This is a genomic window from Actinoplanes couchii (assembly GCF_016862075.1).
GTDB classification, from domain to species: domain Bacteria; phylum Actinomycetota; class Actinomycetes; order Mycobacteriales; family Micromonosporaceae; genus Actinoplanes; species Actinoplanes couchii.
In genome coordinates this window covers 15,148-40,405 of the sequence record NZ_BOMG01000117.1, presented here as the reverse complement: position 1 = coordinate 40,405, position 25,258 = coordinate 15,148, and the positions used below count along the sequence as shown (strand labels likewise).

The following is a 25,258-nucleotide window of genomic DNA, read 5'->3' as shown; positions in this document are numbered from 1 at the left end:
TTTCTACCGGGGCTGGAGCACTGGCAGCCCGAGGAGCGGCCAGACGAACCAGGTGAAGACCAGGACCAGGGCGATCGTGGCCGGGGCGAGGACCGCTGACAGGCGCAGCAGGTCCGGTGGGGTGTAGGTGGGCACGCCCTCCAGCCGGGCGAACATGCCGACCGGTTTGGCGGAGCTGGGCAGGGTGTGGCAGAAACCGGCCGCGGCGGTCGACGCGAAAGCCGCCGCCGCCGGGTTGACACCGGCCAGCGGGGCGAGCGCGACGATCACCGGGATCAGCACCGCCGACCGCGCCGACCGGGACTGGATCAGCAGGTGCGACGCGGCCGAGACCAGCACGATCACCACCAGGAACACCCCGGGTGCGGTGCCGCCGGTGAACGGTCCGAGCAGGGCGCCCGCGACCCATTCCGCGGCGCCGGTGGTGGTCAGGGCGGTCCCCAGCGCCAGGGTCGCCGACAGGAACAACAGCATCGACCACGGTACGGTCTTGAAAGCGCTGTTCAGGGTGGTGGCGCCGTAGCGGGGCGAGGTGGCGACCAGCGCGCCGATCAGGGCCACGATCGCCGGGTGCACGTGGTGCAGCGGCTCGGTGCACCAGAGCGTCACGACCGCGGCGAGCAGCAGGGCCGCTCGTGACTCGTACACGGTGAGGGGTCCGGTCACGGGTTGTGCCGGATCGTTGTCGAGGTCGGCGACGCTCACGTGCACCGGGGCACGCCGTTCGGCCCGGTCGGTGAACATCCACAGCACGATCTCGGCGCAGACGTGGCTGCACGCCAGGGCGAGCGGCAGGCCGAGCAGCATCCAGGTGACGAAGCTGAAGCCCTCGCCGGTGGCGGCGGCCACCACCTGGCTGGTGACCAGGTGGGCGCCGGCGCCGAGCAGGGAGCCGACGGCGGACAGCAGGATCACCGACGGGATCAGCACCGACAGCGCCCGCACCAGTTTCGGGCGTTCGGCCAGGACGGCGGCCAGCGCGGTGAAGACCGGCACGGCCAGCGCGGCCCGGCCCGAGGTGGACGGCATCGCGTACGTGGTGACCACCATCGACGCGGTGACCAGGTGCACCAGTTGCCGTGGGGTGCCGGCCCCGGCGACCACGAACGCGGCCGCCCGCCGGGTCAGGCCGGACGACGTCAGCCCGGCGGCGATCACGAACGCGGCCAGCAGCAGCCAGACCGTCTCGTCGCCGAGTGTCGCGAACAGCTCGGAGGTGTCGATCACCCCGGCCAGCACGAGCAGGGTGGCCGCGCCGAGGGCGATGTAGGTGTCGTCGACCTTGGTGAAGGTCCAGAACCAGACGGCGGCGGCGAAGACGAGCAGGGTGACGGTCGCCGCGCCGCCGGGTCCGGTGCCGGCCCGGGTCGCGGCCCAGCCGAACAGCCCGGCCAGGACCAGACCGACGACCGGCAGCAGTACGCGTGGCGAGATCCGGTTGACGGCCGGGCGGTCCGGTCGTCCGGGCGCCGGGTCCGGTGGTGGTGTGGTGGAGTACTCGACGGTGGTCACGGCAGCCGGTAACCCTGCCCGTAGACGGTGTGGATCCGCGCCTCGCCGACCTTCTTGCGCAGCGTGCGGACGTAGACGTCGACCACGTTCGAGGCCGGGTCGAAGTCGAAGCCCCACACGTGCGCGAGGATCTGTTCCCGGGTCAGCACCTGGCCGGGATGCCGCAGGAACATCTCCAGCAGCCCGAACTCGCGGGCGGTCAGGTCGTACACCCGGTCGTCGACGTGCGCGCGCCGGGTCCGCAGGTCCAGCAGCAGGTCGCCGTGTTCCAGCCGCATCCCGGCGTCACCGGCGGCCGGGGGCGGCCCGGCCTCCTGCAACCGGACCCGGATCCGGGCCAGCAACTCGGCGAACCGGAACGGCTTGGACACGTAGTCGTTGGCGCCGCCCTCCAGCCCGGCGACGGTGTCCTCCACGCCGTCGCGGGCGGTCAGCACGATCACCGGCAGCCGCAGGCCCTCGGCGCGCAGCTGCCGCAGCACCTCGAACCCGTCGATCAGCGGCAGGCCGATGTCCAGGATGACCAGGTCGAACCCGCCGCCCCGGGCCAGCAGCAGCGCGGTGCCGCCGTCGGCGACGTGGGTGGTGACGAACCCGGCCGAGTGCAGCCCCTTCTGGATGAACGAGGCGATGTTGACGTCGTCCTCGGCGATCAGGATCCGGCTCATGCCGACACCTCCGCTGCGCTCCGGCGTCGCCATGAGTTCTCAACAACTGAGCTGGATGATTCGCTCGCAAGCTCGCTCATGCGTTGATCACCTCCGTGGTGTCGTCGGGTGCGGGCAGGTCCAGGCCGAACGTGGCGCCCTCGCCGGGGGTGCTGCGGACGAACGCCCGGCCGCCGTGCGCGTCGGCGATGGCCCGCACGATCGCCAGCCCCAGGCCGGCCCCCGCCCGGGTCGCGGATCCGTGATGGAACCTTTCGAAGATCTCTTCAACCTCTTCCGGCCGTACGCCGGGACCGGTGTCCGAGACCCACAGCAGCAGCCGTCGCCGGTCGCCCACCCCCTCGAACCGGGAGCCCATCCGGATCTCGTCGCCGTCCGCGGTGTGCTGCACCGCGTTGGCCGCGAGCTGCAGCACCGCCTGGGTGACCCGCTGGCCGTCGATCGTGACGGCGCCCTCGGCGATGTCGCCGAGCAGCCAGGACCGGTCGGCGAGCGCCTGGCACTTGGCCTCGATGTCGAGCATCAGGTCGGTGGTCTCGACCGGGCGGGCGTTGACGAAGTCCGGTCGTTCCGCCCGGGCCAGCACCAGCAGGTCGGAGACGATCCGGCTCATCCGGGCCAGTTCGTCGTCGACCAGCCGCAGGGTGTGCGCCCGTTCGGCCGGGTCGTCGCCGAGCAGTTCCAGGTGCCCGCGGATCACCGTGATCGGGGTGCGCAGTTCGTGGGCGGCGTCGTCGACGAACCGCCGCTGCAGCCCGTACGCCTCCTCCAGGCGGTCCAGCATCGCGTTGAAGGTCTCGGCCATCGCCGCGATGTCGTCGCGGCCGTGCACCGGCACCCGCACGGTCAGGTCCCGTTCGCCGATGTCGGCGGCTACCTCGTGCAGGGCGCGGACCGGCGCCAGGATCCGGCCGGCCGCGATCCAGCCGATCGCCAGGGTCAACAGCAGACCACCCAACGACACCAGCGCCATCAGCCGTACGACCTGGTCGGTCTCGTCCCGGCGCTGCTCGGTGAAGATCGCGATGACCAGCGAGCCGCGGGCCGTCGCCGCGCCGACGTCGACCCGGCCCCAGCGCATCGGCCCGGCCGGAGTGCCGGTGGTGCCGAAGGTGTGCGCCGGGTCGGTGAACGCGGCCAGCAGCCCGGCGTCGGCGGCCAGGTCGTACGGCGCGGCGGCCACACCCCGGCCGGGCCGGTCGGCCTGCAGCACGTCCGCGCCGACCAGCCCGAGCAGCACCTCGTCGTCGTCCGGGTGCTGACGGTTCAGGTAGACCTCCAGCACCCGGTCCGGTGAGGTGAAGGCCTGCGCGGTGGTCGGGTCGACACCCTCGGCGAGGAACGCGGAGAACTCGGCGGCCTCCTGCACCAGTTCGGCGTTGGCCCGGCGTTCCCCGTCGGCGAGCAGCGCGCTGCGCACGGTCACGATCACCGCGGTCAGCGCGATCGTGGTGGCGAGCAGGATCCATCCGGTGATCCGCCAGCGGGCCGGGACCGACGATCCCCGGCTGACCGGTGGATCAGTCGTCATCGCCGGTCTCCAGGTCGTCGTCATCGTCGTCGAGGGTGGGCCGGGGCGTCCGGATGACGCCGAGGTCCTCGCTGGGGCTCGCCGACGCGCTGGGACTCGTCTCGCCGCCGGGTGTCCCGCCGGGTGCCGGTCCGGCGGAGGGTGAGACGGGTCCGGGCGCGGTGGCGGACGGCTGCGGGGCGAACGACACGTCGATCGGGGCGCTCGGCAGCCGGGGCGGGTCGGGCGGCCGGGTCATCGCCTGACTGGCCACCGCGAGCAGCACCGGCACGGCGAGAACCGCGAGCAGAACCAGCAACCGGGGAAGGACTTTCACACCGGTCAGCCTGCCGACCAGCGATGACCTGGTCATGAGAACGCCGTGAAGATCCTTTCATCCTTCCCGGGATGATCATGAAGACGTTCTCATCGGCAGCTCGCGGGTAGCCTTCGCCGATCGGGACCGGGAGACACGGAAGGACACGAATGACGAGTGCGGAGATCTCGACGGCGAAACAGGCCGCGGATCACGAGCTGGTGCTCGGTTTCGGGCGGCTGCAGGGTGCGGCGAACCGCCTCGACTACATCCTCGGGCGTGCCCTGGAGGAGCAGTGCGGCATCAGCCACCTGATGTTCGAGGTGCTGCTGATCCTCGGCCGGGCCGGCGGCGCCGGGCTGCCGATGCGCAGCGTGGCCCAGGAGCAGGTGCTGACCACCGGTGGCGTGACCCGGCTGGTCGACCGCATGGAGGCGGCCGGGCTGGTGGCACGCGCGGACGACCCCGGTGACCGGCGCAGCCGCCTGGTCCGGCTCACGGCGCTGGGCGAGGAGACGGTGGTCCGCGCGTCCCGGCTGCACGTGGAGAACATCCAGCGGTACTTCGTCGACCCGTTGCCGGCCGGGCACCGGGAGCGGTTCATGGACGATCTGCGGATCCTGAGCCACGCGGCCCGTGACGAGGTGCCGCGGCTGCGCTGAACCGCCGATAAATGCCTGACGTGTCAGATGTTGTAGGGTAAGGGAGTTTCCTCAGCCCCTCTCCGTCAGGATTTCCCATGCGGCTCGTCTACGTCTTCGACGCCTACTGCGGCTGGTGCCACGGCTTCGCCACCACGATCCGGGAGGTCGCCGCCCGCCACCCGCACCTGCCGATCGAGGTCGTCTCCGGTGGCCTGTTCGTCGGCGAGCGACGGGTGCCGATCGGCCGGTTCGGTTACATCGACGGGGCGAACGCGAAGATCAGCGAGATCACCGGCGCCCGGTTCGGCGCGGGTTACCAGCGACTGATCGCCGACGGATCGTTCGTGATGGACTCCGAGGCCGCCGCCCGGGGCTTCGCGGCCCTGCGCACCACCGGCACCCACTCCCCGGTCGAGCTGGCCGAGATCATGCAGTCGGCGTTCTACCTGGACGGGCACAGCCTGTCCGAGCCCGGCACGTACCGGCTGATCGCCACGTCGGCCGGGCTCGACGCGGACGCCGTGGTCGAGGCCTTCCAGGATCCGGCGAGCCTGGCGGCGGCGCACGCCGACTTCGAGCGCGCCGCCCGGCTCGGCGCCACCGGATTCCCCACCCTGGTGGCGATCCGTGGTGACGAGGTCGTCACGCTCGCCCGTGGCAACGCCACCGCGGACGAGGTCACCACCCGGATCGCCGCCCTCGGCTGAGACCCGCCGCTCAGTGGTCCGCGGGGGCCAGGGCGGGATAATCGGTGTACCCGCGGTGGTCGCCGCCGTAGAAGGTGGACGGGTCGGGCTCGTTCAGTGCGGCGCCGGTCCGTAGCCGTACCGGCAGATCGGGGTTGGCCAGGGCGGCGGCGCCGACCGTGATCACGTCGGCCAGGCCGGTGTCGAGGTCGGCGGCCCGCCGGTCGAGGGGCGCGCCGGCCCGGTTGAGCACCAGCGCCGTCGGCCACCCGGCACGCAGCTTGCCCAGCAGGTCGTCGTCACCGGCGTGGATCAGGTGCAGGTAGGCGAGGTTCAGCGGAGCGAGAGCGTCGACCAGGGCCGGGTACAGCTCCGCGGTGTCGTACTCGGTGATGTCGTTGTAGGGGTTGGCGGGTGAGAGACGCAACCCGGTCCGGGCCGCGCCGATCTCCCCGGCCACCGCCCGCACGACCTCGACGGCGAACCGGATCCGGTTGGCGACGCTGCCGCCGTAACCGTCGGTGCGCTGGTTGGCGTTGCTCGACAGGAACTGGTGGATCAGGTAGCCGTTGGCGCCGTGGATCTCGACACCGTCGAAGCCGGCCGCGATCGCCGACGCCGCGGCGTGCCGGAACTCGTCGACCACGCCGGCGATCTCGCCGGTCTCCAGGGCCCGCGGGACGGGCATCTCCTGCGGGCCGGTGGCGGTGAACATGACACCCGACGGGCGCACCGCCGACGGCGCGACCGGCTGCCGGTGGTGCGGGGTGTTGTCCGGGTGCGCGATCCGGCCGGTGTGCATCAGCTGCACCACGATCCGGCCACCGGCGGCGTGCACGGCGTCGGTCACCGTACGCCAGCCGTCGATGTGTGCCGCGGTGTAGATACCGGGTGTGAGCAGGTAACCCTGCCCGTCGGCCGACGGCTGGGTGCCCTCGGTGACGATCAGCGCCATCGACGCGCGCTGCGTGTAGTACTCCCGGTTGAGGTCGGTGGGCACACCGTCGGCGTGCGACCGGTCGCGGGTCATCGGCGCCATCGCGAGCCGGTGCGGCAGTTCGATCGCGCCGACGGTGGTGGGGGTCCAGAGAGTCATGTCGATTCCTTCGATTAAACCGTGAAGACGATCTTGCCGTTGACCGGGGCGGTGGCGACCTCGGTGTGGATCCGGGCCAGGTCGGCCAGCGGCACCCGCCGGGTGGTGGCCAGGCGCAGCTTGCCGGTGTCGAGCAGCGTCACCAGCTGGGCGAGCTGGTCGCCGTCGGGACGAAAGAAGAGATTGATGCCGCGTACGCCGCGGGCCTCGTCGGCCGGCGCGGGCATCCACACCGTCGTGTTCACCGCCACACCACCGTCGCGGATCAGGGCGGCGGTGGCGGCCAGCTGCTCCGGGTCGACCGCCGCGAGGTTGAGCACCACGTCGACCGGCTCGGCCAGCTCGGGCAGACCGGCGGCGTGGACCTCGTCGGCGCCCGCGGCCTTGGCCTGGTCGGCGCTGCGCGATCCGGTGGTGGCGATCACGTACGCCCCGGCGTTCTTGGCCAGCTGCACCGCGTAGCCACCGACGACACCGCCCGCGCCGTTGATCAGCACCCGCTGGCCGGTGGTCAGCTTCGCGTGGTCGAACAGGGCCTGCCAGGCGGTGAGGCCGACCAGCGGCAGGCCGGCGACGTCCTCCAGCGGGACGCTCGTGGGGGCGGCCGTCAGGATCGCGGCCGGGGCGACGACGAACTCGGCGGCGGCGCCCGGGCTGGTCAGCGGCAGGGCGCCGATCACCCGGTCCCCGATCGCGAAGCCGGTCACGCCGTCGCCGAGGGCGTCGACCGTGCCGGCGATGTCGATGCCCGGGGTGTGCGGCATGGCCACCGGGATCGGGCCCTGCATGAACCCGGCCCGAATGTTGCCCTCGACCGGGTTGAACGACGTCGCCGCCACCCGGATCCGGATCTCACCGGCGCCGGGGACGGGCTGGTCGGCGTCCTCGTAGCGCAGGACCTCGGGGGTGCCGTACTCGTGGAAACGCACTGCCTTCATGGCGATTCTCTTCCCTCTTCAACCTAAGTGCTTCGTTTTCGAAGCACTTCTGAACCGTAGCACGCTTCGAATTCGAAGCAAGTTGAGCGCGGTGTGACCCGGGCCTCACGCCTGCGGTTTTGCCTGACCCCGGCCTCAGATCAGGATCAGCAGGATCTGGCCCTCCACCGGATCGACCAGAACCTGGCGGCGGTACGACGCCAGATCACCGCGCCGGTCCAGGACCTCCACCCCACCGTCGCCGAACAGGGCGACCGCCGGGCCGTTGCGCCACAGCACCGCACCGGACCGGGAGAACACCATCACCGGACAGTCCGGCAGATGGTCGACGACGAGCCGCAGGGTCGGACTGACCCGATCCACACCACTCACCGCCTCCCCGGTCCGACCGGTCAAGCGTGGCGGAAGACCGCGGGCGCAGGAATGTCTCGGTTATCCATGGTCCGGGAGAACATGGATCAGCTGACGCAGCTTCGCCTCACTCGGCGAGCCCGGTTCGGCCATGAAGACCAGCAGATCCTGGCCCGCCTCCGGATCCACCAGCCAGCGGCTGTACAACTCGAACTCCCCCAGCTCCGGATGCCGGTACCGCTTGAGGTCACGGTCGTGGTTGAAGTCCACCTCGTGCCGCCGCCACACCTCGGCGAACTCCGGGCTCTCCGCCAGCAGCGCGTCGACGATCTCCCCGGCGACGCTTGTCGGATCAGCGGTGTACGCGGTGCGCAGGTCCACGGTGAACACCCGGCCACGCACGTCCAGATCCTCCGGCGGATAGAGAGCACGCTGCCGCGGATCGGTGAAGAAGCGGTACACCAGGTACCGCGACATGCCGGTGAACCGGGTGTAGTCACCGAACAGGGCCTTCGCCGCCGGAGTCTGCAACAGCGCCTCACCGAACCGGGAGAACACGATCGCCGGGGTGTCGGCGAGCCGCTCCGCGATGTGCCGGACCGCCGTACCGACCCGCTCGTCCGGCAGCGCCCGCCGCGGCGCCGCATGCCCCGCCAGCGCGAACAGATGCTCCGTCTCCCCCGCCCGCAGCCGCAACGTCCGGGCCACCGCGGTCAGGATCTGCTCGGACGGCATCGGCCCGCGCTTCTGCTCGAGCCGGCTGTAGTAGTCGGCCGACATGCCGGCCAGCATCGCGACCTCTTCCCGCCGCAACCCACCGGCCCGGCGCCGAGGCCCCCGCGGCAACCCGACGTCCTCCGGCTGCAACGCTTCCCGCCGGGCCCGGAGAAAATCCGCCAGCAGGGCGCGGGGCTCGGTCTCACTCACCCCGAGATCCTACCTACTTAAAATTCGAAACTAGATTTCGTACGACGGAGCACGACTGACCCTGCCGCACCGCCGGGATCTCAGCTACTCGGCTGTCGACGGGTGCCGTAGCGCCCAGGCCTCCAACAGTTCCACCGCGAGCCAATGCCCGTACCGCCGGGCGAGACTCAACGCCGTCCCGCCATCGTGCATGGCGGCATGCGGGTCGGCTCCCCGCGCCAGCAGAAACGCCGTCATATCGACATGAGCCGGCGTTCCGGTCTGCACCGCACCGTCACCCTCGCCGTCCACGGCATGAATCAGCAGCGTCATTCCCTGGAAATTGGGATCTTCGATGTCGGCCCTTCGTCCAGGAGCCGGCGCAGGCCGTCCATGTCGTCGAGTTCCACTGCGAGGTGGGCCGGCGTCAGAGGCGGGATCTCGGAAGTCACGAACGATCTTAGGCCCGGCAACGCCCCTCGCGGCGGCGGGGAGCGGGTCGTGGTGTCCCATATTCAGTCCCGGGATCGCTCCGGGGACCTACCAGTGCCCGCTCCCCGTAGCCGCGCTGTCCCACAAGGGTTGCTCGGACCGGCTCACTGCGACGAAACCTATCAAAGACGGGGCGCCTGCTTGCCCTGACACCGACGTCAACCTTTAACGTGCCGGGCGTCCCGTACCTCGTGAGCATGGAGCCCGGTCGTGAAGTTCGCCATCAGTTACAGCACCGGTTCGCTCGGCGTGGATCCTGAGCACCTGATCGCTTTTGCGCGCCATGCGGAGGCATGTGGTTTCGAGGCGCTGTACATGCCCGAGCATGTGGTGTTGTACCGCGGGGCGATGCTCGGGTCGATGGAGTTCCCGCCGGACCTGCCGCTGGTCGACCCGCTCGACGCGCTGAGTTTTGTGGCCGCCGCGACCAGCCGGATCCTGCTCGGTACCGGTGTGCTGCTGGTGCCGTACCAGCATCCGGTCGTGCTGGCCAAGCGTCTCGCCACCGTCGATGTGCTGTCCCGGGGGCGCATGCGGTTGCTGACCGTGGGGCTGGGCAGCCTGCCCGGCGAGGCGCGGGCGGTCGGTGTCGACTTCCGGTCGCGGGGCCGGCGCGCCGACGAGGCGATCGACGTGCTGCGCCTGCTGTGGTCCGGTGGGGTGGAGGGCGTCGGTTTCCACGGCGAGTTCTTCGACTTCGACGGGTTGTGCAGCTTCCCCAAACCGTACGGCGTGCCAACCCTGCCGATTCACGTCGGCGGATCCAGCCGGGCCGCCGCCCGCCGGGCCGGGCAACGCGGCGACGGCTATTTCCCGGGCGGGATGCTGAGCCCGCAGGAGCGCGCTGCCCAGCTCGATCTCGCCCGGTCCGAGGCCGCGGCGGCCGGTCGTGACCCCGGCGCGCTGGAATACACGAGATGGGCCTCGATCGCGATCACCCGGGACCGGGCGGAGGCACTGGCCGCCGAGGGTGTGACCCGGGTGGTGGTCAACGTGACCTCGACGGACTGGGCCGAACAGCAGGCCGAGATGTCAGCGCTGGCCGAACGCTTCGCGCTGTGACCTCGCGGGAGCAGCGGATCGGCTGAGGTTGGCCGGTCGGTGATACTGGCGCGATGGATCTCTTTCTCGGCAGTCAGGGCCTCGGTGCGCTGGGGAGCTGGCTCGACGGCCTGACCCGCCGACCCGGGCGAGCGGTTCTCGTCCCGACGGCAGGCAACCCGATGCCGGCAACGCCGTGGGTCGACGTGGCCGAGGCGGCGATGACGGCCGAGGGCCTGTCCGTGCACCGTTTCGACCTCGAGTCCGCCACGCCCGAACAGGTGCAGGCGGTCCTGGCCGGCGCGGATCTGGTGTTCGTCACCGGCGGATATCCGATCTTCCTGCTCGAACACGCGCAACGAAGCGGCTTCCTCCACGCCGTCAGACAGGACGTCACCTCGGGACGACTCGCCTACGCGGGAATCTCTGCCGGTGCCCTGCTCGCGGCGCCGGACCTCGAACGCTATCGCGGCGACGACGATCCGGGACGGGTGAACGACACCGCCGGCCTGGAACTCGTGTCGTTCTATCCACTGCCCCATGCGAACCGAGGCCGGGAGGAGCGCTACTCCAAGGTCATCGCCGAGGAGGGCGACCGGCACGACTTCGTCGTCATCCGCGACGACCAGGCAGCCATCGTCCACGGCGACGTCCTGGGTCTCGGGAACAGCTAGAACGTCGACCCGGTCTGGCGCGGGTCAGGTGCTGATGCCGGTGAAGAGGTTGGTCACCAAGGCCTCTACGAACTCGTCGGTCACCGGCTCGTCCGGGACCAGTAGGCGGTGGTAGATCGCGCCCCACAGCTGGTCGACCAGGACCCGGACGTCCACGTCGGGCCGGATCTCACCGCGGGACTGGGCCTTGGCCAGTCGTTCGTAGGCCAAGGCCCGCCGGCCGCCCGAGTACAGCTCCCGGAACGACCTGGCCAGAGCCGGATCGCTCTGCGACGCCCCGATGAATTCCAGCAGCGCGCGGCCGCCGGGGGTGCGCATCAGCCGGGCGAACGAGTGCAGCTGGCGCAGCAGATCGCTGCGGATGTCGCCGTCGTCGTCGAAGGCCAGGGTGTCGGCCACCGCGTGGAAGTAGGCGTCCAGGGCCAGGACTCCCGGGGACGGCCACATCTTGTACAGGGTCGTCTTGCTGACGCCGGATGCCTTGGACACCCGTTCGAAGGTCAGCTGGGCGATGCCCTCGGACAGGACCATCGCGCCGGCCGCGTGCAGCACGTCGGCGCGCACCTCGCCGGTGGGCCGCCGGCCGCGCCCCCGGGGCGCCGGTTCGGGCTGCGGCATCGCCGGCTCCTCTTCTCGTCGTGAACGCCCGGCACGGGAAGGCCACGAGCCGTCCACATGATGGAGGGAGGCCTGGTCTCAGATCGAGCCGGTCGCCGGCCAGTTCCTCCAGTGCGTGTTCGGGGGCAGCGCCGGGCGGTAGCGGGAGCTGTCGCCGGTCGCCAGCACGTCCGCCACCTGCCGGTATGTCTCGATGTCGGAGACGGCGACCCCTTCGCTACGCGCCGGCGGTAGGTCGGGATGGACGTCGTCCGACCAGCCGAGGAAGGCGCGGATCGCCGCCCGGTCGGCCGACTTGTCGCGGTACGGCCACAGCGGGGTGTGATGCCACTCGTCCAGGCGCAACACCTCGGGAAGGTCCGCCGGAACCCAACGCCGCAACTCCTGCTCGTCGGCGAGCAGCAGGTCCCGGGGAACCTGCCGCATCACCTCCTCGGGTCTACAGGGCCCGCCGGGCTCCGGCGTGATGAGCCGGCCCCGGATCCGCAGCGGTGCGCCCTGGTATTGCAGCGGCCACTCCTCGCGGTCGAAGGCCTCCTCGACGTTCTCGATCCGCCGGATCAACTGCCAGTCGTCGGCGGTGACGCAGTTGCCGAAGATGCGCAGTTGGTCGACCAGATTCGACGCCCGCGGGTTGTACCCGGCGAACTCGATGATCAGCGCCCACCGGGTCTGCCCGTCGCTGAAGGCATGCAGCCGCTCCGCGACCTGATAGCTCCGTACGTCTCCCGGCTCCGGGAAGAACCGCACCGCGTCGAGCTGGTCGAGGATGGCCGACGGCTCCATCACGAGGCGAGCCGCAGGATCAGGCGGCGGGTCCACTCCGACTGGCGCTCGACGACGAGACGGACCGGTGTGCCAGGCGAAAGTGGGACGCCGTCGTACTCCACGGTCTCCCAGCCGTCGGCGTACCTCACCGAGTACTCGCGGTTGCCCGTGTAGACGTGCTCCACCGTCGCCTCGACGGTGGAGCCGACCGGGCGGCGGGCACTGAGCGCCGCCCACTCCGGCCCGGTGATGTCCGAGTACCGGCACCGGAGACTGCGCATCCCCGCGTCCAGGGGGAACAGGCGGATCTCGTGGTCGCGGTGTTGCAGGATCTCGAAGAAACCCGACCGGCCGACCGGTGGCCAGCCGGCCGCCTCCTCGGGCAGCAGCAGGAGATCCACCCAGCCGGGCAGCGGGCCGCCGAGGTCGATCGACGCCCCGGCCGCCCCGACGCCGGCCGGGAAACCCGACACGGTTCCGCGGACCCGGGTTCCGCACGGGAACCGGCGCCGGGCGATGCTCATCAAATCGTCTGACATCTCCGCGTCATTATGACGGCTGGGTCTTGGCGACGAGCGTCAGGACGTCGTACGTCGCGACCTTCTCCTGGTTCTGGTTCGTCACCACCGCGTCCCAGTGGACCTCGCCGTAGTCGGCGCTGTTGCGGGGTTTGATCTGCTTGACCGTCAGCGTCACCGCGATGGTGTCGCCGGCCTTGACCGGAGTCAGGAACCGCAGCCCGTCGACGCCGTAGTTGGCCAGCACCGGGCCGGGCGCCGGGTCGACGAACAGGCCGGCGGCTAGCGACACCACCAGGTAGCCGTGGGCGACGATGCCGCCGAACAGCGGGTTGCGGGCCGCCGCCTCGGGGTCGGTGTGGGCGTAGAAGGTGTCACCGGTGAACTCGGCGAAGTGATCGATGTCGGCCAGGCTGACGGTGCGCGGCGCGGACCGGATGGTGTCGCCGATGCGCAGCTCGGCCAGGCTCTTGCGGAACGGGTGGACGTCCTCGACCCGCTGGGCCGCGCCGGTGGTCCACTGGCCGGTGACCGCGGTGAGCAGGTCCGGGGAGGCCTGCACGGCGGTGCGCTGCAGGTGGTGCAGGACGGCGCGGATCCCGCCGAGTTCCTCGCCGCCGCCGGCCCGGCCCGGGCCGCCGTGCACCAGCATCGGCAGCGGGGAGCCGTGGCCGGTGGACTCCTTGGCGTCGTCGCGGTCGAGCACCAGCACCCGGCCGTGCCAGGGGGCCAGGCCGAGGACGACGGTACGGGCGACGTCCGCGTCGTGGGTGGCGACCGACGCGACCAGGCTGCCCCGGCCCCGGGCGGCCAGGGCGACGGCCTCGTCCAGGCCGTCGTAGCTGATCACGGTGCTGACCGGCCCGAACGGCTCGACGTTGTGCGGCTCGACGGCGCCCGGGGTGGCCCGCAGCACCAGCGGGTGGAAGAAGGCGCCGTTCTCCGCCAGGGAACCGGACACGATCTCGGCCCCGGCCCGCAGTGACTCGACGGCCTTGTAGACCTCATCGCGTTGCCCGATGGACGCGAGCGGGCCCATCCGTACCGCAGGGTCGCGGGGGTCTCCGATGTTGATCTGGGAAAGGCGGGCGGCGAGCGCGTCCTCGACCCGGCCGGCGATCTGCGACGGCACGATGACACGGCGGATCGCGGTGCACTTCTGCCCGGCCTTGACCGTCATCTCGGTGACCACACCCTTGATGAACAGGTCGAACTCGGGGTCGTCGACGTGGACGTCGGGGCCGAGGATCGAGCAGTTCAGCGAGTCGGCCTCGACGCCGAGGCGGACACCACCGTCGAGCACCGAGACGTGCCGGCGCAGGATGCCGGCGGTGTGCGCGGAGCCGGTGAAGGCGACCGAGTCCTGCAGATCCAGCTCGTCGAGCAGGCTGCCGGCGCTACCGGAGATCAATTGCAGGGTGCCTTCGGGCAGCAGGCCGGATTCGATGATCCGGCGCACGACCAGCTCGGTGAGGTACGCGGTCTGGCTGGCCGGTTTGACGATGCTCGGCAGCCCGGCGAGGAAGGCGGGGGCGAGTTTCTCCAGCATGCCCCAGACCGGGAAGTTGAACGCGTTGATCTGCACGGCGACACCGGGCCGGGATGTGTACACGTGCCGGCCGACGAAGGTTCCGGCCTTACCGAGTTGTTCGACGGCGCCGTCCATCACGATGGTGTCGTTCGGCAACTCCCGGACGCCTTTGCTGGCGAAACTGAACAGGGTGCCGATGCCGCCGTCGACGTCCACCGCGGTGTCGCGGGTGGTGGCCCCGGTGCGCACGGACAGGGCGTAGAACTCGTCCTTGCCGGCGAGCAGGTGCTTGGCGACGGCCTTGAGGGCGGCGGCGCGCTGGTGGAAGGTCAGCGCCCGCAGCGCGGGACCGCCGGTGTCGCGGGCGTGGGCGAGCATCGCGGAGAGGTCCAGGCCGCGGCTGGAGATCCGGGCGACCTCCTCGCCGGTGGTGGCGTCGAGCAGTGGTTCGCCCTCGTCAGCGGCCCGGAACCAGCGTCCGGCGGTGTAGCTCTCCAGCAGCGTGCTCACTCTGACTCCCTCGTCAGTCGGGACGGTTGCGGGATGGGCAGGCACATGTCACGGTATTACAGACCGATCGTTTAGTAAATCGGAGGGCTCATGACGACGCCGCTGCAAGCCGGCTTCGACGCGACGATCGCGCGGCACGATCGCATCGAGCCCCGCGACTGGATGCCGGACGGCTACCGTAGGACACTGATCCGGCAGATCGCCCAGCACGCACACTCCGAGATCATCGGCATGCAGCCGGAGGGCAACTGGATCAGCCGCGCGCCGTCGCTGCGCCGCAAGGCGATCCTGCTCGCCAAGGTCCAGGACGAGGCCGGCCACGGGCTCTACCTCTACTCCGCGTGCGAAACCCTCGGCATCTCCCGCGACGAGCTGGTCGAGCTGCTCCTCGCCGGAAAGCAGAAATACTCCTCGATCTTCAACTACCCGACCCTGTCGTACGCCGACGTAGGCACCATCGGATGGCTCGTGGACGGCGCCGCCATCTGCAATCAGGTGCCGTTGTGCCGCACCTCCTACGGACCGTACGGCCGCTCGATGATCCGCATCTGCAAGGAGGAACCCTTCCACCAGCGGCAGGGATACGAGCTGCTGATGACGATGATGCGCGGCACCGGCGAACAGCGGGCGATGGTGCAGGAGTCGGTCGACCGGTTCTGGTGGCCGTCGCTGATGATGTTCGGCCCACCCGACGACAAGTCACCCAACAGCGAGCAGTCGATGGCCTGGGGCATCAAACGCAACTCCAACGACGAGCTGCGGCAGAAGTTCGTCGACATGACCGTGCCGCAGGCCGACGCCCTCGGCATCACCCTGCCCGACCCGGAGCTGCGGTGGAACGCCGAACGTGGCCACCACGACTTCGGCCAACCGGACTGGGCCGAGCTGACCGCCGTGATCAAGGGCAACGGCCCGTGCAACACCCAGCGCCTGGCCCACCGCCGGGCCGCCCACGAGGACGGCGCCTGGGTCCGCGAGGCCGCCACCGCGTTCGCCGCCCGTCAGGCGGAGGTGGCGCGATGAGCCGCCGGGACTGGCCGCTGTACGAGGTGTTCATCCGCGGCAAGCGGGGCCTCAACCACGTGCACGTCGGTTCGCTGCACGCCCCCGACGACGCGTTCGCCGTGGCACACGCCCGGGACGTCTACACCCGCCGCAACGAGGGCGTGAGCATCTGGGTGGTCCGCGCCGACGCGATCACCGCGTCCAGCCCCGACGAGAAGGACCCGCTGTTCGCCCCGAACGGCGACAAGGTCTACCGGCACCCCACGTTCTACGAGATCCCCGACAACGTCCCGCACATGTGAGGCCGCGATGAATGACGACAGCGTCTACGACGGCCTGCTCGGCGGGGACTCCTCGCAGTGGGCGTTCGGGACCGACTTCGAGGATCCCCTCGCCGGGGTCGACACGACCGTGCCGGACGGGGTGCACGCCGCCGAGCTGGCCGGGCTCTGTCTGCGGCTCGGTGACGACGCGCTCGTGCTGTCGCAGCGCCTGGCCGAATGGTGCAGCCGCGCCCCGGAGCTGGAGGAGGACATCGCCCTGGCCAACTTCGCCCTCGACCTGCTCGGCCAGGCCCGGCTGCTGCTGGCCCGGGCCGCGGCCGCCGACCCGTCGATCGTGCCGGTGCTGCCCGAGGGGTCACCGGTCCCGGCCGAGGACGCGCTCGCCTTCTTCCGCGAGGCGGGGCAGTTCCGCAACGTGCGGATGGCCGAGGTGCCCAACGGCGACTTCGCCCATGTCGTCGTACGCCTGCTGCTGTTCTCCCTGGTCCGCCTGGCGACGCTGGAACGCCTGACCGGCAGCCCCGACGCGGTGCTGGCCGCGATCGCCGCCAAGGGCGTCAAGGAACTCACCTACCACCGGGACTGGGCCGGCCGCTGGTTCGTCACCTGCGCGCAGGGCACCGACGAGTCCCGGCGGCGCCTGCTGACCGCGTTGGATCAGCTCTGGCCGCTCTACGACGAGCTGTTCACCACCGACGACCTCCGGGCCGGCACCGACGTCGTCCTCGACCAGGTCCTGGCCGTCGCCGGCGTGCCCCGGCCGCAACTCGCCCCACTGGGCGGGGCCGGCACACACACCGAGGCGCTGAGCCTGATGCTGGCCGAGATGCAGGTGGTGGCCCGCGCACACCCGATGGGCCGCTGGTGAACGTCCGGGAGCGGGCCGCCGCCGTCGCCGCGCAGGTTCGCGACCCCGAGATGCCGATGCTGACCCTGGCCGACCTCGGTGTGCTGCGGGACGTGGCGGTGCAGGACGACGTGGTCGTCGCGTCGATCACCCCCACCTACTCCGGGTGCCCGGCGATGGCGACGATGCGCGACGACCTGGTGCACCGGCTCACCGACGCCGGTTTCGCGCGGGTCCGGGTCCGGGTGGTGCTCTCCCCCGCCTGGTCCAGCGACTGGATCACCGACGCGGGCCGGGCCGCGCTGCGGGCCGCGGGACTGTCGCCGCCCGTGCCGGCTCCCGCTGTCACCGGGCCGGTGCCGCTCACCCTGGGGACGACCCGGCGAGCGCTGACCTGCCCACGGTGCGGCTCCGGGCGTACCAGCAGGGTGTCCGAGTTCGGGGCGACCGCGTGCAAGGCGCTCTACCGTTGCGACGACTGCCTGGAATCCTTCGACCACATCAAGGAGATATAGGTGGCCCGGTCGGTTTTTCACCCGCTGCGGGTCGCGGCGGTCGAGCGGCTCTGCGACGACGCGGTCGCGGTCACGTTCGCGGTGCCCGATGAACTGGCGGGAGCGTACGCGTTCCGGGCCGGGCAGTCGCTCACCCTGCGCCGCGACGTCGACGGCCGGGAGGAACGCCGGTCGTACTCGATCTGCTCCCCGGTCGGGGCCGCCCCGCGGATCGGGGTGCGCGAGATCCCCGACGGGCTGTTCTCGTCGTGGCTGGTGCACGACGTGCGACCGGGCACCGTCGTGGACGTGCAGACCCCGGCCGGCGCCTGGGACGCCGACCCCGGCAGCGGTGAACGGCACCTGCTGATCGCCGCCGGATCCGGGATCACCCCGCTGCTGTCGATCGCCGCGACGGTGCTGCCGCACCCGGACGCCCGGGTGGCACTGCTGTACGGCAACCGGGCCGGGCACACCGTGATGTTCGCCGAGGAGATCGGTGACCTGAAGAACCGCTACGGGCACCGGCTGCAGGTCGCGCACGTGCTGTCCCGGGAACCGCGGGACGTCGAACTGTTCTCCGGCCGCCTCGACGCGGACCGGTTACGGCGGTTGCTGACCGACGTGATCCCGGCCGAGACGTACGACCACGTCTGGCTCTGTGGCCCGTTGCCGTTGATCGACGACGCACGGACGGTGCTGGCCGACCTGGGCGTGCCGCCGGACCGGGTGCACGTGGAGCTGTTCTACGTCGACGCGCCACCACCCCGGCCGCGCCGGGCCGCGGTGGAGATCACCGGGGCGACCACCGCACTGACCACGATCCTGGACGGCCGCAAGTCGACCACCACGGTGTCGCGGGACGTGACGGTCCTGGACGGCGCCCAGGCCGACCGGGCCGACCTGCCGTTCGCCTGCAAGGGCGGCGTGTGCGGCACCTGCCGCGCCCTGGTCCGCGACGGCGAGGCCGACATGCGCCGCAACTACGCCCTGGAGCCGTCCGAGGTGACCGCCGGTTTTGTGCTGACCTGCCAGACCTTCCCGGTAGGCGACACACTCACCGTAGACTACGACGCCTGAGGAGATGGATCGATGCTCGTAGGAATCTTCGGCGGCGGCCGGATGGGTGCCGGGATCGCGCACGCGTTCCTGACCTCCGGTGACGAGGTCGTCGTCATCGAGACCGGCGAGCGGGCCGCCGTGGCCGCGCGTGAGCGGGTGCAGCGCTACCTGGACCGCTCCGGCGGCGGGCACTCATTCCGGACGGCGATGGATCCGTCGGCGCTGGCCGATTGTGATCTGGTGGTGGAGGCGGTGCCGGAGGACGCGGCGCTCAAGGCCTCGGTGCTGACCGCCGCCGAGAAGCACGCGCCGGGGGCGGTGCTGGCCAGCAACACGAGCAGCCTGTCGATCGACGGGCTCGCCGCCGGGCTGGACGCGCCGGAGCGGTTCCTCGGGCTGCACTTCTTCAATCCGGTTCCGGTCAGTGGTCTGGTCGAGGTCGTGGCCGGTAGCCGTACCGGCAAGGAGTTGATCGAAAAAGCCCAGGGATGGGTGCGGGCACTCGGCAAGACCGCGATCGTCGTGCGGGACTCCCCCGGCTTCGCCAGCAGCCGCCTCGGCGTGCACCTGGCGCTGGAGGCGATGCGGATGCTGGAGGAAGGCGTGGCGAGCGCTGCCGACATCGACGCCGCGATGACCCTCGGTTACCGGCACCCGACCGGGCCGCTGCGCACCACCGACCTGGTCGGCCTGGACGTGCGGCTGGCCATCGCCGAACATCTCGCCCGCGAGCTGGGCCCGAGGTTCGAGCCGCCGGCCGTCCTGCGCGACCTGGTCGCCGCCGGCCATCTGGGCCGCAAGACCGGCAAGGGGTTCTTCGACTGGGTCTAACGCCGCAGCAGGCCGTCGAAGGCCATCGTCGTCACGGCTTCGGCGAGGGTGGCGGGGGCGTGGGTGCCCTGCGGGCGGTACCACTCAATCAGCGAGTTCACCATGCCGAACAGCAGGCGGCTGACCAGGTCGGGGGCGATGTCCGCGCGCAGCGCGCCCTCGGCGGCGGCCGCCCGGACCAGGTCGGCGAGCTGGTCGTCGAGCCAGCGCCGGCGTTTCAGGGCCTCCACCTCGACCGGGGTGTTGCCGCGCACCCGCAGCAGCAGGGTGACCGCGGGCTGGTGGGCGACCAGCACCTCCACCGACCGGCGGACCACCTCGCGCAGCCGGTCGTGGGCGCTGGTGCCGTCGTCACCGACCGCCGCCGACACCACCTGGGTCAGCTCGTCGAGGGCGTCGTCGAGGGCGAGCCGGAGCAGTTCCTCCTTGCTGGCGACATGGTGGTAGATCGCCGACTTGGTGACGCCCAGCTCGGCGGCCAGGTCACCGATGCTCGTCGCGTCGTAGCCCTTGCGGTTGAACAGGGTCACCGCGGTCCGCAGCACGGCGGCCTGATCATGGCCGGGCCGTCCACGTCCGCGGCGCGCTGGTGACGTCACGCCGGAAAGCCTCTCACGCTCCCGGTCGTTGATCGACGATGCGCCGGGCCTTGCCGATCGAACGTTCCAGGGTGGCCGGCTCGACGACGTCCACGCGTACGGTGACGCCGATGTTGTCCTTGATCAACGCGGCCAGGGCAGCGGCCGAACCGTCGTCGCCGGCCCCGGGCCTGGCCTCGACCCGCACGGTCATCTCGTCGAGCCGCCCCGGCCGGTCGAGCACACACTGGTAGTGCGGGGCGAGTCCCGGAACCCGCAGGATCAGCTCCTCGATCTGGGTCGGGAAGACGTTCACCCCGCGCAGGATCATCATGTCGTCGCTGCGGCCGGTGATCCGCTCCATCCGCCGCATGGTGCGGGCGGTGCCGGGCAGCAGCCGGGTCAGGTCCCGGGTGCGGTACCTGATGATCGGCATCGCCTCCTTGGTCAGCGAGGTGAACACCAGCTCACCGGGCGTACCGTCGGGCAGCACCGCGCCGGACACCGGGTCGATGATCTCCGGATAGAAGTGGTCCTCCCAGACGTGCAGGCCGTCCTTGGTCTCCACACACTCCTGGCTGACACCCGGCCCGATCACCTCGGACAGCCCGTAGATGTCCACCGCGTCCATCCCCGTGCGGCCCTCCACCTCGGCCCGCATGCCCGGTGTCCACGGTTCGGCCCCGAAAAGCCCGACCCGCAGACTTGTCGTACGCGGATCGATGCCCTGCCGGTCGAACTCGTCGAGGATCGTCAGCATGTACGACGGGGTCACCATCACGACGTCCGGTTCCAGATCGGTGATCAGCCGCACCTGCCGTTCGGTCATCCCACCGGACACCGGAACGACCGTGCAGCCCAGCCGTTCGGCGCCGTAGTGGGCGCCGAGCCCGCCGGTGAACAGCCCGTACCCGTAGGCGACGTGCACCCGGTCCCCCGGCCGGGCCCCCGCGGCCCGCAGCGACCGGGCCATCACATCGGCCCACATGTCCAGGTCACCCTGCGTGTATCCGACGACGGTGGGCTGCCCGGTGGTGCCGCTGGAGGCATGGATCCGCGCGATCCGCTCCCGCGGCACGGCGAACATCCCGTACGGATAGTTGTCCCGCAGGTCCTGCTTGGTGGTGAGGGGAAACCGGGCCAGGTCGGCGAGATCCCGGCAGTCGTCCGGGTGCACGCCGGCGGCATCGAAGCTCCGGCGATAGAACCCCACGTTGTCGTACGCGTGACGAAGGGTCCAGCGCAGACGCTCCAGCTGAACCGCCCGCAGTTCGTCGATCGACGCCGTCTCGACGGGTTCGAGGTCGCTCATCCCTCATCCCTATCCGCGAACGCCGGACGAGAACACCACAGCGATGATCTTTCGTCACCATTCGCGAAGATCCCGCCTTGACTCTGTCGACGGCCCGTCCGGGATCCCCGAGGCTGGGAACCGCCCCGGCCCAGCCCGGGCGAAGGCCCGCTCCCGGTGTTCGAGGACGGGTCTGCTGTCAGTGCCGGCAGATCAGGTCCATCGTCCGCCGATGGCGCCGTTGGGGACGATGGCGTCGATCCGGGCGAGGTCGTCGGCGGTCAGGGTGAGGCCGGCGGCGGCGATGTTCTCCTCGACGCGGGCGGGGTTGCGGGAGCCGGGGATCGGAACGATGTAGTCCTTCCTGGCGAGCAGCCAGGCGAGGGCGAGCTGCGACAGGGCGGCGCCCTTGCTGTCGGCGACCTTGGTCAACTCGGCGGCGAGGGCGACGTTGGCGTCGAAGTTCTCGGGAGCCCACCATCCGACGTTCTGGCGGAAGTCGTCGGCGGTGTAGTGCTCGCGGGACTTGGCGGTGCCGGTGAGGAAGCCGCGGGCCACCGGGGAGTAGGCGACCAGGCCGATGCCTAGTTCTTCGAGGGTGGGCAGGAGTGATTCGACGCCGCGTTCGAAGATCGAGTATTCGCCTTGGAACGCCGAGATCGGGTGGACGGCGTGGGCGCGACGGATGTCGTCGGCCCCGGTGTTCGACAGGCCGAGGTATTTGACCTTGCCGGCGTCGACGAGTTCCTTCATCGTGCCGACGACGTCCTCGACGGGGACGTTCGGGTCGGGCTGGTGCTGGTAGAGCAGGTCGATCATGTCGACGTTCAGGCTGCGCAGGCTGTTGTCGACGACCTCGCGGATGTGGTCGGGCCGGGAGTCGGCGCCGTAGCTGGGGGTGAACCCGAACTTGGTCGCGATGGTGACCTGGTCGCGGATCGGGGCGAGAGCCTGGCCGAGCAGTTTCTCGCCGGCGCCCCAGCCGTAGAGCTCGGCGGTGTCGAAGTGGGTGACGCCGAGTTCGTGGGCCCGGCGGATCGCGGCGATCGACTCGGTGTCGTCGGAGGGGCCGAAGGCGATCACGGTGCCCATCGCGCCGTAGCCGAGAGCGGAGACGGTCAGGCCCTGCCGGCCGAGTGTGCGCTGCTGCATCAGGTGCTCCTCGTGTAAAACCGAACGGTTCGGTTTGAAGCTACCCCGACTATCGCCCTTTGCCAAACCGAACAGTTCGGTTGGGTATGCTGGGTGCTGTGACCGCCTCCACCGACTCGACCGGCGACCGGATCATCGCGGCCGCGACCGAGGAGTTCGCCCGCTACGGCATCGCCGGTGCCCGGGTCGAGCGCATCGCCAGGACGGCCCGCACCAGCAAGGAACGCGTCTACGCCTACCACCGCAGCAAGGAGCAGCTCTACCGGTTCGTCGCCGGACGCGAACTCGCCGCGATGGGCGACGCGGTGCAGCTGGACCCGGCGAATCTTCCCGGGTACGCCGGCCGGGTCCACGATCACCTCGCCGGCCACCCGCAGCGCCACCGGCTGATGATGTGGGGCCAGCTGGAACTCCCACCGGGTGAGGCCCCGCCCGACGACCCCTTCCAAGCATCGATCCGCCACAAGGTGCAACGGATCCGCGAGGCCCAGCAGACCGGCGACCTCGACCCCGCCTGGGCCCCGGAGGACGTGATGATGTTCGTCAGCCAGATCGCGACCTCATGGTCGGTCCCGACCGGGCTGAGCGGCGACAGCTCCGGCCGCGACGCCTTCCTGGCCGCACGCCGCGCCGCGATCGTCATGGCCGTACAACGCCTGTTCCCCGCCGCGACCGGCTCACATCCGCCGCACGACGCCTAGCCGGTCAGGGTCAGCGCCACCTCCAGCAGCGCGATCGCCTCTTCGTTCAGCTCTGCCACCCCGCAACCCTGTTCGCACCGCTGGTGGGCGGCGCATGCCGCGCCACCCGAGTCCGGCGAGGCGGCGTCGGTGGCCTCGGACGCCCTGAACCGGCTGGCGCTGGTGGCCGACGACATCGGCCCGCCCGCGGGGGCCACCGAACTCTGCTGGCTGCACGCGAACGTCTACCGCCAGGTCTCCCGGTCACTCGCGCCGGTCGAGGGCCGCACATGATCGAGCCGATGGTCGACCTGGCCCGGCTCGCGATCCGCCACGGCGGCGCGGACGTGGCCGTCCGGCCCGTACCGTCCTCCGGCACGCTGCCGGGATCGCCGTCACGTCCGGCGACGGTTGTGCCGCCCGTGACCTGGTCACCGCCCGTGACCTGCCGGAGCCCCTGGACGACGCCGACCACGAGCGGCTCTCCGCGATCCTCGTCGCGGCCGGCATGCGCCGCGGCCCGGTCAGCAGGGACATGCACGGCCTGCCGGCCGCCGCCGCGGACCTGGCCGCGACGACGCTGACGCAGGCCCTCCGACACCGCGGGTGAGCCTGGTCAGTTGCCGCCGGACGGGTTCAGGCCCTGGAACAGGTAGAGCGCCGCGAGGGCGGTGGCGAGGCTGCCGAGCAGCAGGCGTAGTGCCTTCTCGGGCAGCCGCGGCTGGAGCCGGGCGCCGAGATAGCCGCCGATGAGCCCGCCGATGCCGCAGAGCAGGCCGAGGATCCAGTGTGGGGCGATGTCGCCGTCGGTGGTGAGCGCGAGGACGGCGTAGGTGGCGGCGCCGACGATCGAGGTGAGGAAGGTGGAGGCCAGGGCGGCGGGGGCGATGTGGGTCATCGGGGTGCCGCGGCCGGCGAGGATCGGGCCGAGGATGGAACCGCCGCCGATGCCGTAGACACCGCCGACGGTGCCGGTGGCCAGGCCGAGTCCGAGGATGGTGCGCCGGGTCAGCGGCGGCCGGTCGCCGGCAGCGGGGCGCAGGGCCCGGGCACACAGCCAGAGGCCGAGCGGCAGCAGGACCGCGGCGGCCACCAGGCGGAAGACCTGCGGGCCGGGGATGGCGAAGACCCGGATGATCGCGCCGAGGACGACACCGGGGACGGTTCCGGTGATCAGCAGCCGGGCGAGGGGCCCGGTGAGCTGGCCGTTACGACGGTACCGGGCCAGCGCCCCGGGGCCAGCGACGACGTTGAACAGCAGGTTGGTGGGGGTGACCGCCGGGTTCGGCACGTGCAGGACGCTGAGCTGGACCGGGAGCAGGAACACCGCGCCGGACACCCCGACCGGGGCGGTGACGATCGAGATCAGCAGCCCGGCCAGAAAACCGGAGAGCCCGGTCTGCCAGGTCATCGATCTCGGCCCGGCACAGCACGCATCATGATCGACACCCTAACCGGGCCGAAGACCTACCGCCCCGATCATCCTAGAAGGAATAGAGGCGCCGTCGCCGGAGTTACGACAGACCATGACGACTTTCGGAATCATCGGGGCGGGACACATCGGGAGTCAGGTCGCCCGAGCGGTGATCGCCCTCGGCCACGACGTGGTGATCGCGAACTCGCGCGGGCCCGAGACCCTCACCGCCCTGATCGACGACCTCGGCCCGTCCGCGCGGGCCGCGACGGCTCAGGAGGCCGCCGAAGCCGGTGACGTGGTGGTCGTCACCGTGCCCTTCGGCAAATACAAAGAGGTTCCGGCCGAGCCGCTGGCCGGGAAGATCGTGCTCGACACCAACAACTACTACTGGGAACGTGACGGCCGCTTCGGCGAACTTGACCGCGGCGAGGCGACCACCTCGGGCCTGCTGCAGCAGCACCTGCCCGGTGCCAGGGTGGTCAAGGCGTTCAACCACATCACGGCCGCCGACATCACCACCAGCGGCTCACCCTCCGGCACGCCCGGACGACGGGCACTCGTGGTGTCCTCGGACCACCCCGACGCCGTCGCCTTCGCCACCGACCTCTACGACCGCATCGGTTTCGACACGGTCGCCGTCACCCCGCTGAGCGAGTCGTGGCGGGTCGAACGCGACCGTCCGGCATATGTCTCCCGGCAGGACAAGGCCGAACTGGAAGCGAACCTGGCGAAGGCCCCACGCACGATCTGACCGCGCCCGCTCCACTGGTTCGCGCCGTGGACAGTGATCCAGGGCCCCGGCCGGATCGGCGGTGACCCTGGATCACTACCCGCGGCT

Annotated in this window: 30 protein-coding genes; 13 read left to right on the top strand and 17 right to left on the bottom strand. The window is 70.9% G+C overall.

Annotation, left to right across the window (positions count from 1 at the left end; genetic code table 11):
- Nucleotides 1-3: 3 nt before the first annotated feature.
- The 4 genes from Aco03nite_RS46720 to Aco03nite_RS46705 all read right to left on the bottom strand — a co-directional run bounded on the left by Aco03nite_RS46720 (nt 4) and on the right by Aco03nite_RS46705 (nt 4,063).
- The gene (locus tag Aco03nite_RS46720; RefSeq protein WP_203808552.1) at nt 4-1,512 is read right to left on the bottom strand and encodes an SLC13 family permease; all 1,509 of its coding nucleotides are present in this window, start codon (nt 1,510-1,512) and stop codon (nt 4-6) included.
- Nucleotides 1,509-2,180 (bottom strand): response regulator transcription factor, encoded by a 672-nt coding sequence (locus Aco03nite_RS46715; RefSeq protein WP_203808550.1) that lies wholly within the window; start codon nt 2,178-2,180, stop codon nt 1,509-1,511. The genes Aco03nite_RS46720 and Aco03nite_RS46715 overlap by 4 nt, the downstream gene beginning before the upstream one ends.
- A 76-nt stretch (nt 2,181-2,256) precedes the next feature.
- The gene (locus Aco03nite_RS46710) at nt 2,257-3,711 is read right to left on the bottom strand and encodes a sensor histidine kinase (RefSeq protein WP_203808548.1); all 1,455 of its coding nucleotides are present in this window, start codon (nt 3,709-3,711) and stop codon (nt 2,257-2,259) included.
- Nucleotides 3,701-4,063 (bottom strand): hypothetical protein, encoded by a 363-nt coding sequence (locus Aco03nite_RS46705; RefSeq protein WP_203808545.1) that lies wholly within the window; start codon nt 4,061-4,063, stop codon nt 3,701-3,703. Before Aco03nite_RS46705 ends, Aco03nite_RS46710 begins: the two co-directional genes overlap by 11 nt.
- A 113-nt stretch (nt 4,064-4,176) precedes the next feature.
- Between Aco03nite_RS46705 and Aco03nite_RS46700 the strand changes: the two genes are divergently transcribed.
- Together Aco03nite_RS46700 and Aco03nite_RS46695 are read left to right on the top strand one after the other, a co-directional pair.
- Nucleotides 4,177-4,668 (top strand): MarR family winged helix-turn-helix transcriptional regulator, encoded by a 492-nt coding sequence (locus Aco03nite_RS46700; protein ID WP_203808543.1) that lies wholly within the window; start codon nt 4,177-4,179, stop codon nt 4,666-4,668.
- 77 nt (nt 4,669-4,745) lie between these two features.
- Nucleotides 4,746-5,357: a DsbA family protein gene (locus Aco03nite_RS46695; protein ID WP_203808541.1), complete on the top strand. Its 612-nt coding sequence runs from the start codon at nt 4,746-4,748 to the stop codon at nt 5,355-5,357.
- A 10-nt stretch (nt 5,358-5,367) separates the two neighbouring features.
- Here Aco03nite_RS46695 and Aco03nite_RS46690 read toward each other — a convergent pair whose 3' ends face one another.
- The 5 genes from Aco03nite_RS46690 to Aco03nite_RS46670 all read right to left on the bottom strand — a co-directional run bounded on the left by Aco03nite_RS46690 (nt 5,368) and on the right by Aco03nite_RS46670 (nt 8,960).
- Nucleotides 5,368-6,432: an alkene reductase gene (locus Aco03nite_RS46690; protein ID WP_203808539.1), complete on the bottom strand. Its 1,065-nt coding sequence runs from the start codon at nt 6,430-6,432 to the stop codon at nt 5,368-5,370.
- Between the two features lie 14 nt (nt 6,433-6,446).
- Nucleotides 6,447-7,370, bottom strand: a complete 924-nt coding sequence (locus Aco03nite_RS46685; protein ID WP_203808537.1) for an NADP-dependent oxidoreductase — start codon at nt 7,368-7,370, stop codon at nt 6,447-6,449.
- Between the two features lie 135 nt (nt 7,371-7,505).
- Entirely contained in the window at nt 7,506-7,733 is a 228-nt protein-coding gene (locus Aco03nite_RS46680) for an MmyB family transcriptional regulator (protein WP_203808535.1), read from the bottom strand.
- Between the two features lie 69 nt (nt 7,734-7,802).
- Entirely contained in the window at nt 7,803-8,648 is an 846-nt protein-coding gene (locus Aco03nite_RS46675) for a helix-turn-helix transcriptional regulator (RefSeq protein ID WP_203808533.1), read from the bottom strand.
- 84 nt (nt 8,649-8,732) lie between these two features.
- Nucleotides 8,733-8,960 (bottom strand): hypothetical protein, encoded by a 228-nt coding sequence (locus tag Aco03nite_RS46670; protein WP_203808531.1) that lies wholly within the window; start codon nt 8,958-8,960, stop codon nt 8,733-8,735.
- A gap of 369 nt (nt 8,961-9,329) precedes the next feature.
- On the opposite strand from Aco03nite_RS46670, the gene Aco03nite_RS46665 reads away from it, so the two are divergent.
- Together Aco03nite_RS46665 and Aco03nite_RS46660 are read left to right on the top strand one after the other, a co-directional pair.
- Nucleotides 9,330-10,181, top strand: a complete 852-nt coding sequence (locus Aco03nite_RS46665; protein ID WP_203808529.1) for a TIGR03619 family F420-dependent LLM class oxidoreductase — start codon at nt 9,330-9,332, stop codon at nt 10,179-10,181.
- Between the two features lie 53 nt (nt 10,182-10,234).
- On the top strand, nt 10,235-10,834 hold the full coding sequence (locus tag Aco03nite_RS46660) for a Type 1 glutamine amidotransferase-like domain-containing protein (protein WP_203808527.1): 600 nt from the start codon (nt 10,235-10,237) through the stop codon (nt 10,832-10,834).
- Between the two features lie 24 nt (nt 10,835-10,858).
- On the opposite strand, the gene Aco03nite_RS46655 is transcribed toward Aco03nite_RS46660, so the two are convergent.
- The 4 genes from Aco03nite_RS46655 to paaZ form a co-directional block, all read right to left on the bottom strand.
- Nucleotides 10,859-11,452: a TetR-like C-terminal domain-containing protein gene (locus tag Aco03nite_RS46655; protein ID WP_203808525.1), complete on the bottom strand. Its 594-nt coding sequence runs from the start codon at nt 11,450-11,452 to the stop codon at nt 10,859-10,861.
- A 78-nt stretch (nt 11,453-11,530) separates the two neighbouring features.
- Nucleotides 11,531-12,238 carry a DUF7003 family protein gene (locus Aco03nite_RS46650; protein WP_203808598.1) on the bottom strand — a complete coding sequence of 236 codons (708 nt, stop codon included), beginning with the start codon at nt 12,236-12,238 and terminating at the stop codon, nt 11,531-11,533.
- On the bottom strand, nt 12,238-12,759 hold the full coding sequence (locus Aco03nite_RS46645; protein ID WP_203808523.1) for a hypothetical protein: 522 nt from the start codon (nt 12,757-12,759) through the stop codon (nt 12,238-12,240). The genes Aco03nite_RS46650 and Aco03nite_RS46645 overlap by 1 nt, the downstream gene beginning before the upstream one ends.
- A gap of 10 nt (nt 12,760-12,769) precedes the next feature.
- A complete protein-coding gene (gene paaZ, locus Aco03nite_RS46640; RefSeq protein ID WP_239146000.1) occupies nt 12,770-14,779 on the bottom strand; it encodes a phenylacetic acid degradation bifunctional protein PaaZ in 2,010 nt (669 codons plus the stop codon).
- A 90-nt stretch (nt 14,780-14,869) separates the two neighbouring features.
- On the opposite strand from paaZ, the gene paaA reads away from it, so the two are divergent.
- From paaA to Aco03nite_RS46610, 6 genes are read left to right on the top strand one after another with little or no spacing between them, the layout of a single operon-like run.
- The gene (paaA, locus tag Aco03nite_RS46635; protein ID WP_203808521.1) at nt 14,870-15,802 is read left to right on the top strand and encodes a 1,2-phenylacetyl-CoA epoxidase subunit PaaA; all 933 of its coding nucleotides are present in this window, start codon (nt 14,870-14,872) and stop codon (nt 15,800-15,802) included.
- Nucleotides 15,799-16,086 carry a 1,2-phenylacetyl-CoA epoxidase subunit PaaB gene (paaB, locus tag Aco03nite_RS46630; RefSeq protein WP_203808519.1) on the top strand — a complete coding sequence of 96 codons (288 nt, stop codon included), beginning with the start codon at nt 15,799-15,801 and terminating at the stop codon, nt 16,084-16,086. Before paaA ends, paaB begins: the two co-directional genes overlap by 4 nt.
- A gap of 7 nt (nt 16,087-16,093) precedes the next feature.
- Nucleotides 16,094-16,936 (top strand): 1,2-phenylacetyl-CoA epoxidase subunit PaaC, encoded by an 843-nt coding sequence (gene paaC, locus Aco03nite_RS46625; protein ID WP_203808517.1) that lies wholly within the window; start codon nt 16,094-16,096, stop codon nt 16,934-16,936.
- Nucleotides 16,930-17,430: a 1,2-phenylacetyl-CoA epoxidase subunit PaaD gene (paaD, locus tag Aco03nite_RS46620; protein ID WP_203808594.1), complete on the top strand. Its 501-nt coding sequence runs from the start codon at nt 16,930-16,932 to the stop codon at nt 17,428-17,430. The genes paaC and paaD overlap by 7 nt, the downstream gene beginning before the upstream one ends.
- A complete protein-coding gene (paaE, locus tag Aco03nite_RS46615; RefSeq protein WP_203808515.1) occupies nt 17,431-18,489 on the top strand; it encodes a 1,2-phenylacetyl-CoA epoxidase subunit PaaE in 1,059 nt (352 codons plus the stop codon).
- Nucleotides 18,490-18,501: 12 nt separating this feature from the next.
- The gene (locus tag Aco03nite_RS46610; RefSeq protein ID WP_203808513.1) at nt 18,502-19,302 is read left to right on the top strand and encodes a 3-hydroxyacyl-CoA dehydrogenase family protein; all 801 of its coding nucleotides are present in this window, start codon (nt 18,502-18,504) and stop codon (nt 19,300-19,302) included.
- Here the strand turns inward: Aco03nite_RS46610 and Aco03nite_RS46605 are convergent.
- The 3 genes from Aco03nite_RS46605 to Aco03nite_RS46595 all read right to left on the bottom strand — a co-directional run bounded on the left by Aco03nite_RS46605 (nt 19,299) and on the right by Aco03nite_RS46595 (nt 22,323).
- Complete coding sequence (locus tag Aco03nite_RS46605) at nt 19,299-19,901, bottom strand: TetR/AcrR family transcriptional regulator (protein WP_203808511.1); 603 nt, start codon at nt 19,899-19,901, stop codon at nt 19,299-19,301. The genes Aco03nite_RS46610 and Aco03nite_RS46605 overlap by 4 nt on opposite strands.
- Before the next feature lie 13 nt (nt 19,902-19,914).
- Nucleotides 19,915-21,192, bottom strand: coding sequence for a phenylacetate--CoA ligase PaaK (gene paaK, locus Aco03nite_RS46600; RefSeq protein WP_203808509.1), 1,278 nt, complete (start codon nt 21,190-21,192; stop codon nt 19,915-19,917).
- 192 nt (nt 21,193-21,384) lie between these two features.
- On the bottom strand, nt 21,385-22,323 hold the full coding sequence (locus Aco03nite_RS46595) for an aldo/keto reductase (protein WP_203808506.1): 939 nt from the start codon (nt 22,321-22,323) through the stop codon (nt 21,385-21,387).
- 98 nt (nt 22,324-22,421) lie between these two features.
- Between Aco03nite_RS46595 and Aco03nite_RS46590 the strand changes: the two genes are divergently transcribed.
- Both Aco03nite_RS46590 and Aco03nite_RS46585 read left to right on the top strand, forming a co-directional pair.
- Nucleotides 22,422-23,024: a TetR/AcrR family transcriptional regulator gene (locus Aco03nite_RS46590; RefSeq protein WP_203808504.1), complete on the top strand. Its 603-nt coding sequence runs from the start codon at nt 22,422-22,424 to the stop codon at nt 23,022-23,024.
- Between the two features lie 129 nt (nt 23,025-23,153).
- Nucleotides 23,154-23,297 (top strand): hypothetical protein, encoded by a 144-nt coding sequence (locus tag Aco03nite_RS46585; RefSeq protein WP_203808502.1) that lies wholly within the window; start codon nt 23,154-23,156, stop codon nt 23,295-23,297.
- 322 nt (nt 23,298-23,619) lie between these two features.
- On the opposite strand, the gene Aco03nite_RS46580 is transcribed toward Aco03nite_RS46585, so the two are convergent.
- The gene (locus tag Aco03nite_RS46580; protein WP_203808500.1) at nt 23,620-24,414 is read right to left on the bottom strand and encodes a sulfite exporter TauE/SafE family protein; all 795 of its coding nucleotides are present in this window, start codon (nt 24,412-24,414) and stop codon (nt 23,620-23,622) included.
- A gap of 115 nt (nt 24,415-24,529) precedes the next feature.
- Between Aco03nite_RS46580 and Aco03nite_RS46575 the strand changes: the two genes are divergently transcribed.
- Nucleotides 24,530-25,171, top strand: a complete 642-nt coding sequence (locus Aco03nite_RS46575) for an NADPH-dependent F420 reductase (protein WP_203808498.1) — start codon at nt 24,530-24,532, stop codon at nt 25,169-25,171.
- The last annotated feature ends 87 nt before the right edge of the window (nt 25,172-25,258 follow it).

Excerpts from the sequence above, each read along its gene's own strand:
- Aco03nite_RS46715 (WP_203808550.1), bottom strand. The coding sequence starts at position 2,180 with ATGAGCCGGATCCTGATCGCCGAGGACGACGTCAACATCGCCTCGTTC.
- Aco03nite_RS46710 (WP_203808548.1), bottom strand. The coding sequence starts at position 3,711 with ATGACGACTGATCCACCGGTCAGCCGGGGATCGTCGGTCCCGGCCCGC.
- Aco03nite_RS46705 (WP_203808545.1), bottom strand. The coding sequence starts at position 4,063 with ATGACCAGGTCATCGCTGGTCGGCAGGCTGACCGGTGTGAAAGTCCTT.
- Aco03nite_RS46700 (WP_203808543.1), top strand. The coding sequence starts at position 4,177 with ATGACGAGTGCGGAGATCTCGACGGCGAAACAGGCCGCGGATCACGAG.
- Aco03nite_RS46695 (WP_203808541.1), top strand. The coding sequence starts at position 4,746 with ATGCGGCTCGTCTACGTCTTCGACGCCTACTGCGGCTGGTGCCACGGC.
- Aco03nite_RS46690 (WP_203808539.1), bottom strand. The coding sequence starts at position 6,432 with ATGACTCTCTGGACCCCCACCACCGTCGGCGCGATCGAACTGCCGCAC.
- Aco03nite_RS46685 (WP_203808537.1), bottom strand. The coding sequence starts at position 7,370 with ATGAAGGCAGTGCGTTTCCACGAGTACGGCACCCCCGAGGTCCTGCGC.
- Aco03nite_RS46670 (WP_203808531.1), bottom strand. The coding sequence starts at position 8,960 with ATGACGCTGCTGATTCATGCCGTGGACGGCGAGGGTGACGGTGCGGTG.
- Aco03nite_RS46660 (WP_203808527.1), top strand. The coding sequence starts at position 10,235 with ATGGATCTCTTTCTCGGCAGTCAGGGCCTCGGTGCGCTGGGGAGCTGG.
- Aco03nite_RS46655 (WP_203808525.1), bottom strand. The coding sequence starts at position 11,452 with ATGCCGCAGCCCGAACCGGCGCCCCGGGGGCGCGGCCGGCGGCCCACC.
- Aco03nite_RS46650 (WP_203808598.1), bottom strand. The coding sequence starts at position 12,238 with ATGGAGCCGTCGGCCATCCTCGACCAGCTCGACGCGGTGCGGTTCTTC.
- Aco03nite_RS46645 (WP_203808523.1), bottom strand. The coding sequence starts at position 12,759 with ATGTCAGACGATTTGATGAGCATCGCCCGGCGCCGGTTCCCGTGCGGA.
- paaA (WP_203808521.1), top strand. The coding sequence starts at position 14,870 with ATGACGACGCCGCTGCAAGCCGGCTTCGACGCGACGATCGCGCGGCAC.
- paaB (WP_203808519.1), top strand. The coding sequence starts at position 15,799 with ATGAGCCGCCGGGACTGGCCGCTGTACGAGGTGTTCATCCGCGGCAAG.
- paaC (WP_203808517.1), top strand. The coding sequence starts at position 16,094 with ATGAATGACGACAGCGTCTACGACGGCCTGCTCGGCGGGGACTCCTCG.
- Aco03nite_RS46610 (WP_203808513.1), top strand. The coding sequence starts at position 18,502 with ATGCTCGTAGGAATCTTCGGCGGCGGCCGGATGGGTGCCGGGATCGCG.
- paaK (WP_203808509.1), bottom strand. The coding sequence starts at position 21,192 with ATGAGCGACCTCGAACCCGTCGAGACGGCGTCGATCGACGAACTGCGG.
- Aco03nite_RS46595 (WP_203808506.1), bottom strand. The coding sequence starts at position 22,323 with ATGCAGCAGCGCACACTCGGCCGGCAGGGCCTGACCGTCTCCGCTCTC.
- Aco03nite_RS46580 (WP_203808500.1), bottom strand. The coding sequence starts at position 24,414 with ATGACCTGGCAGACCGGGCTCTCCGGTTTTCTGGCCGGGCTGCTGATC.
- Aco03nite_RS46575 (WP_203808498.1), top strand. The coding sequence starts at position 24,530 with ATGACGACTTTCGGAATCATCGGGGCGGGACACATCGGGAGTCAGGTC.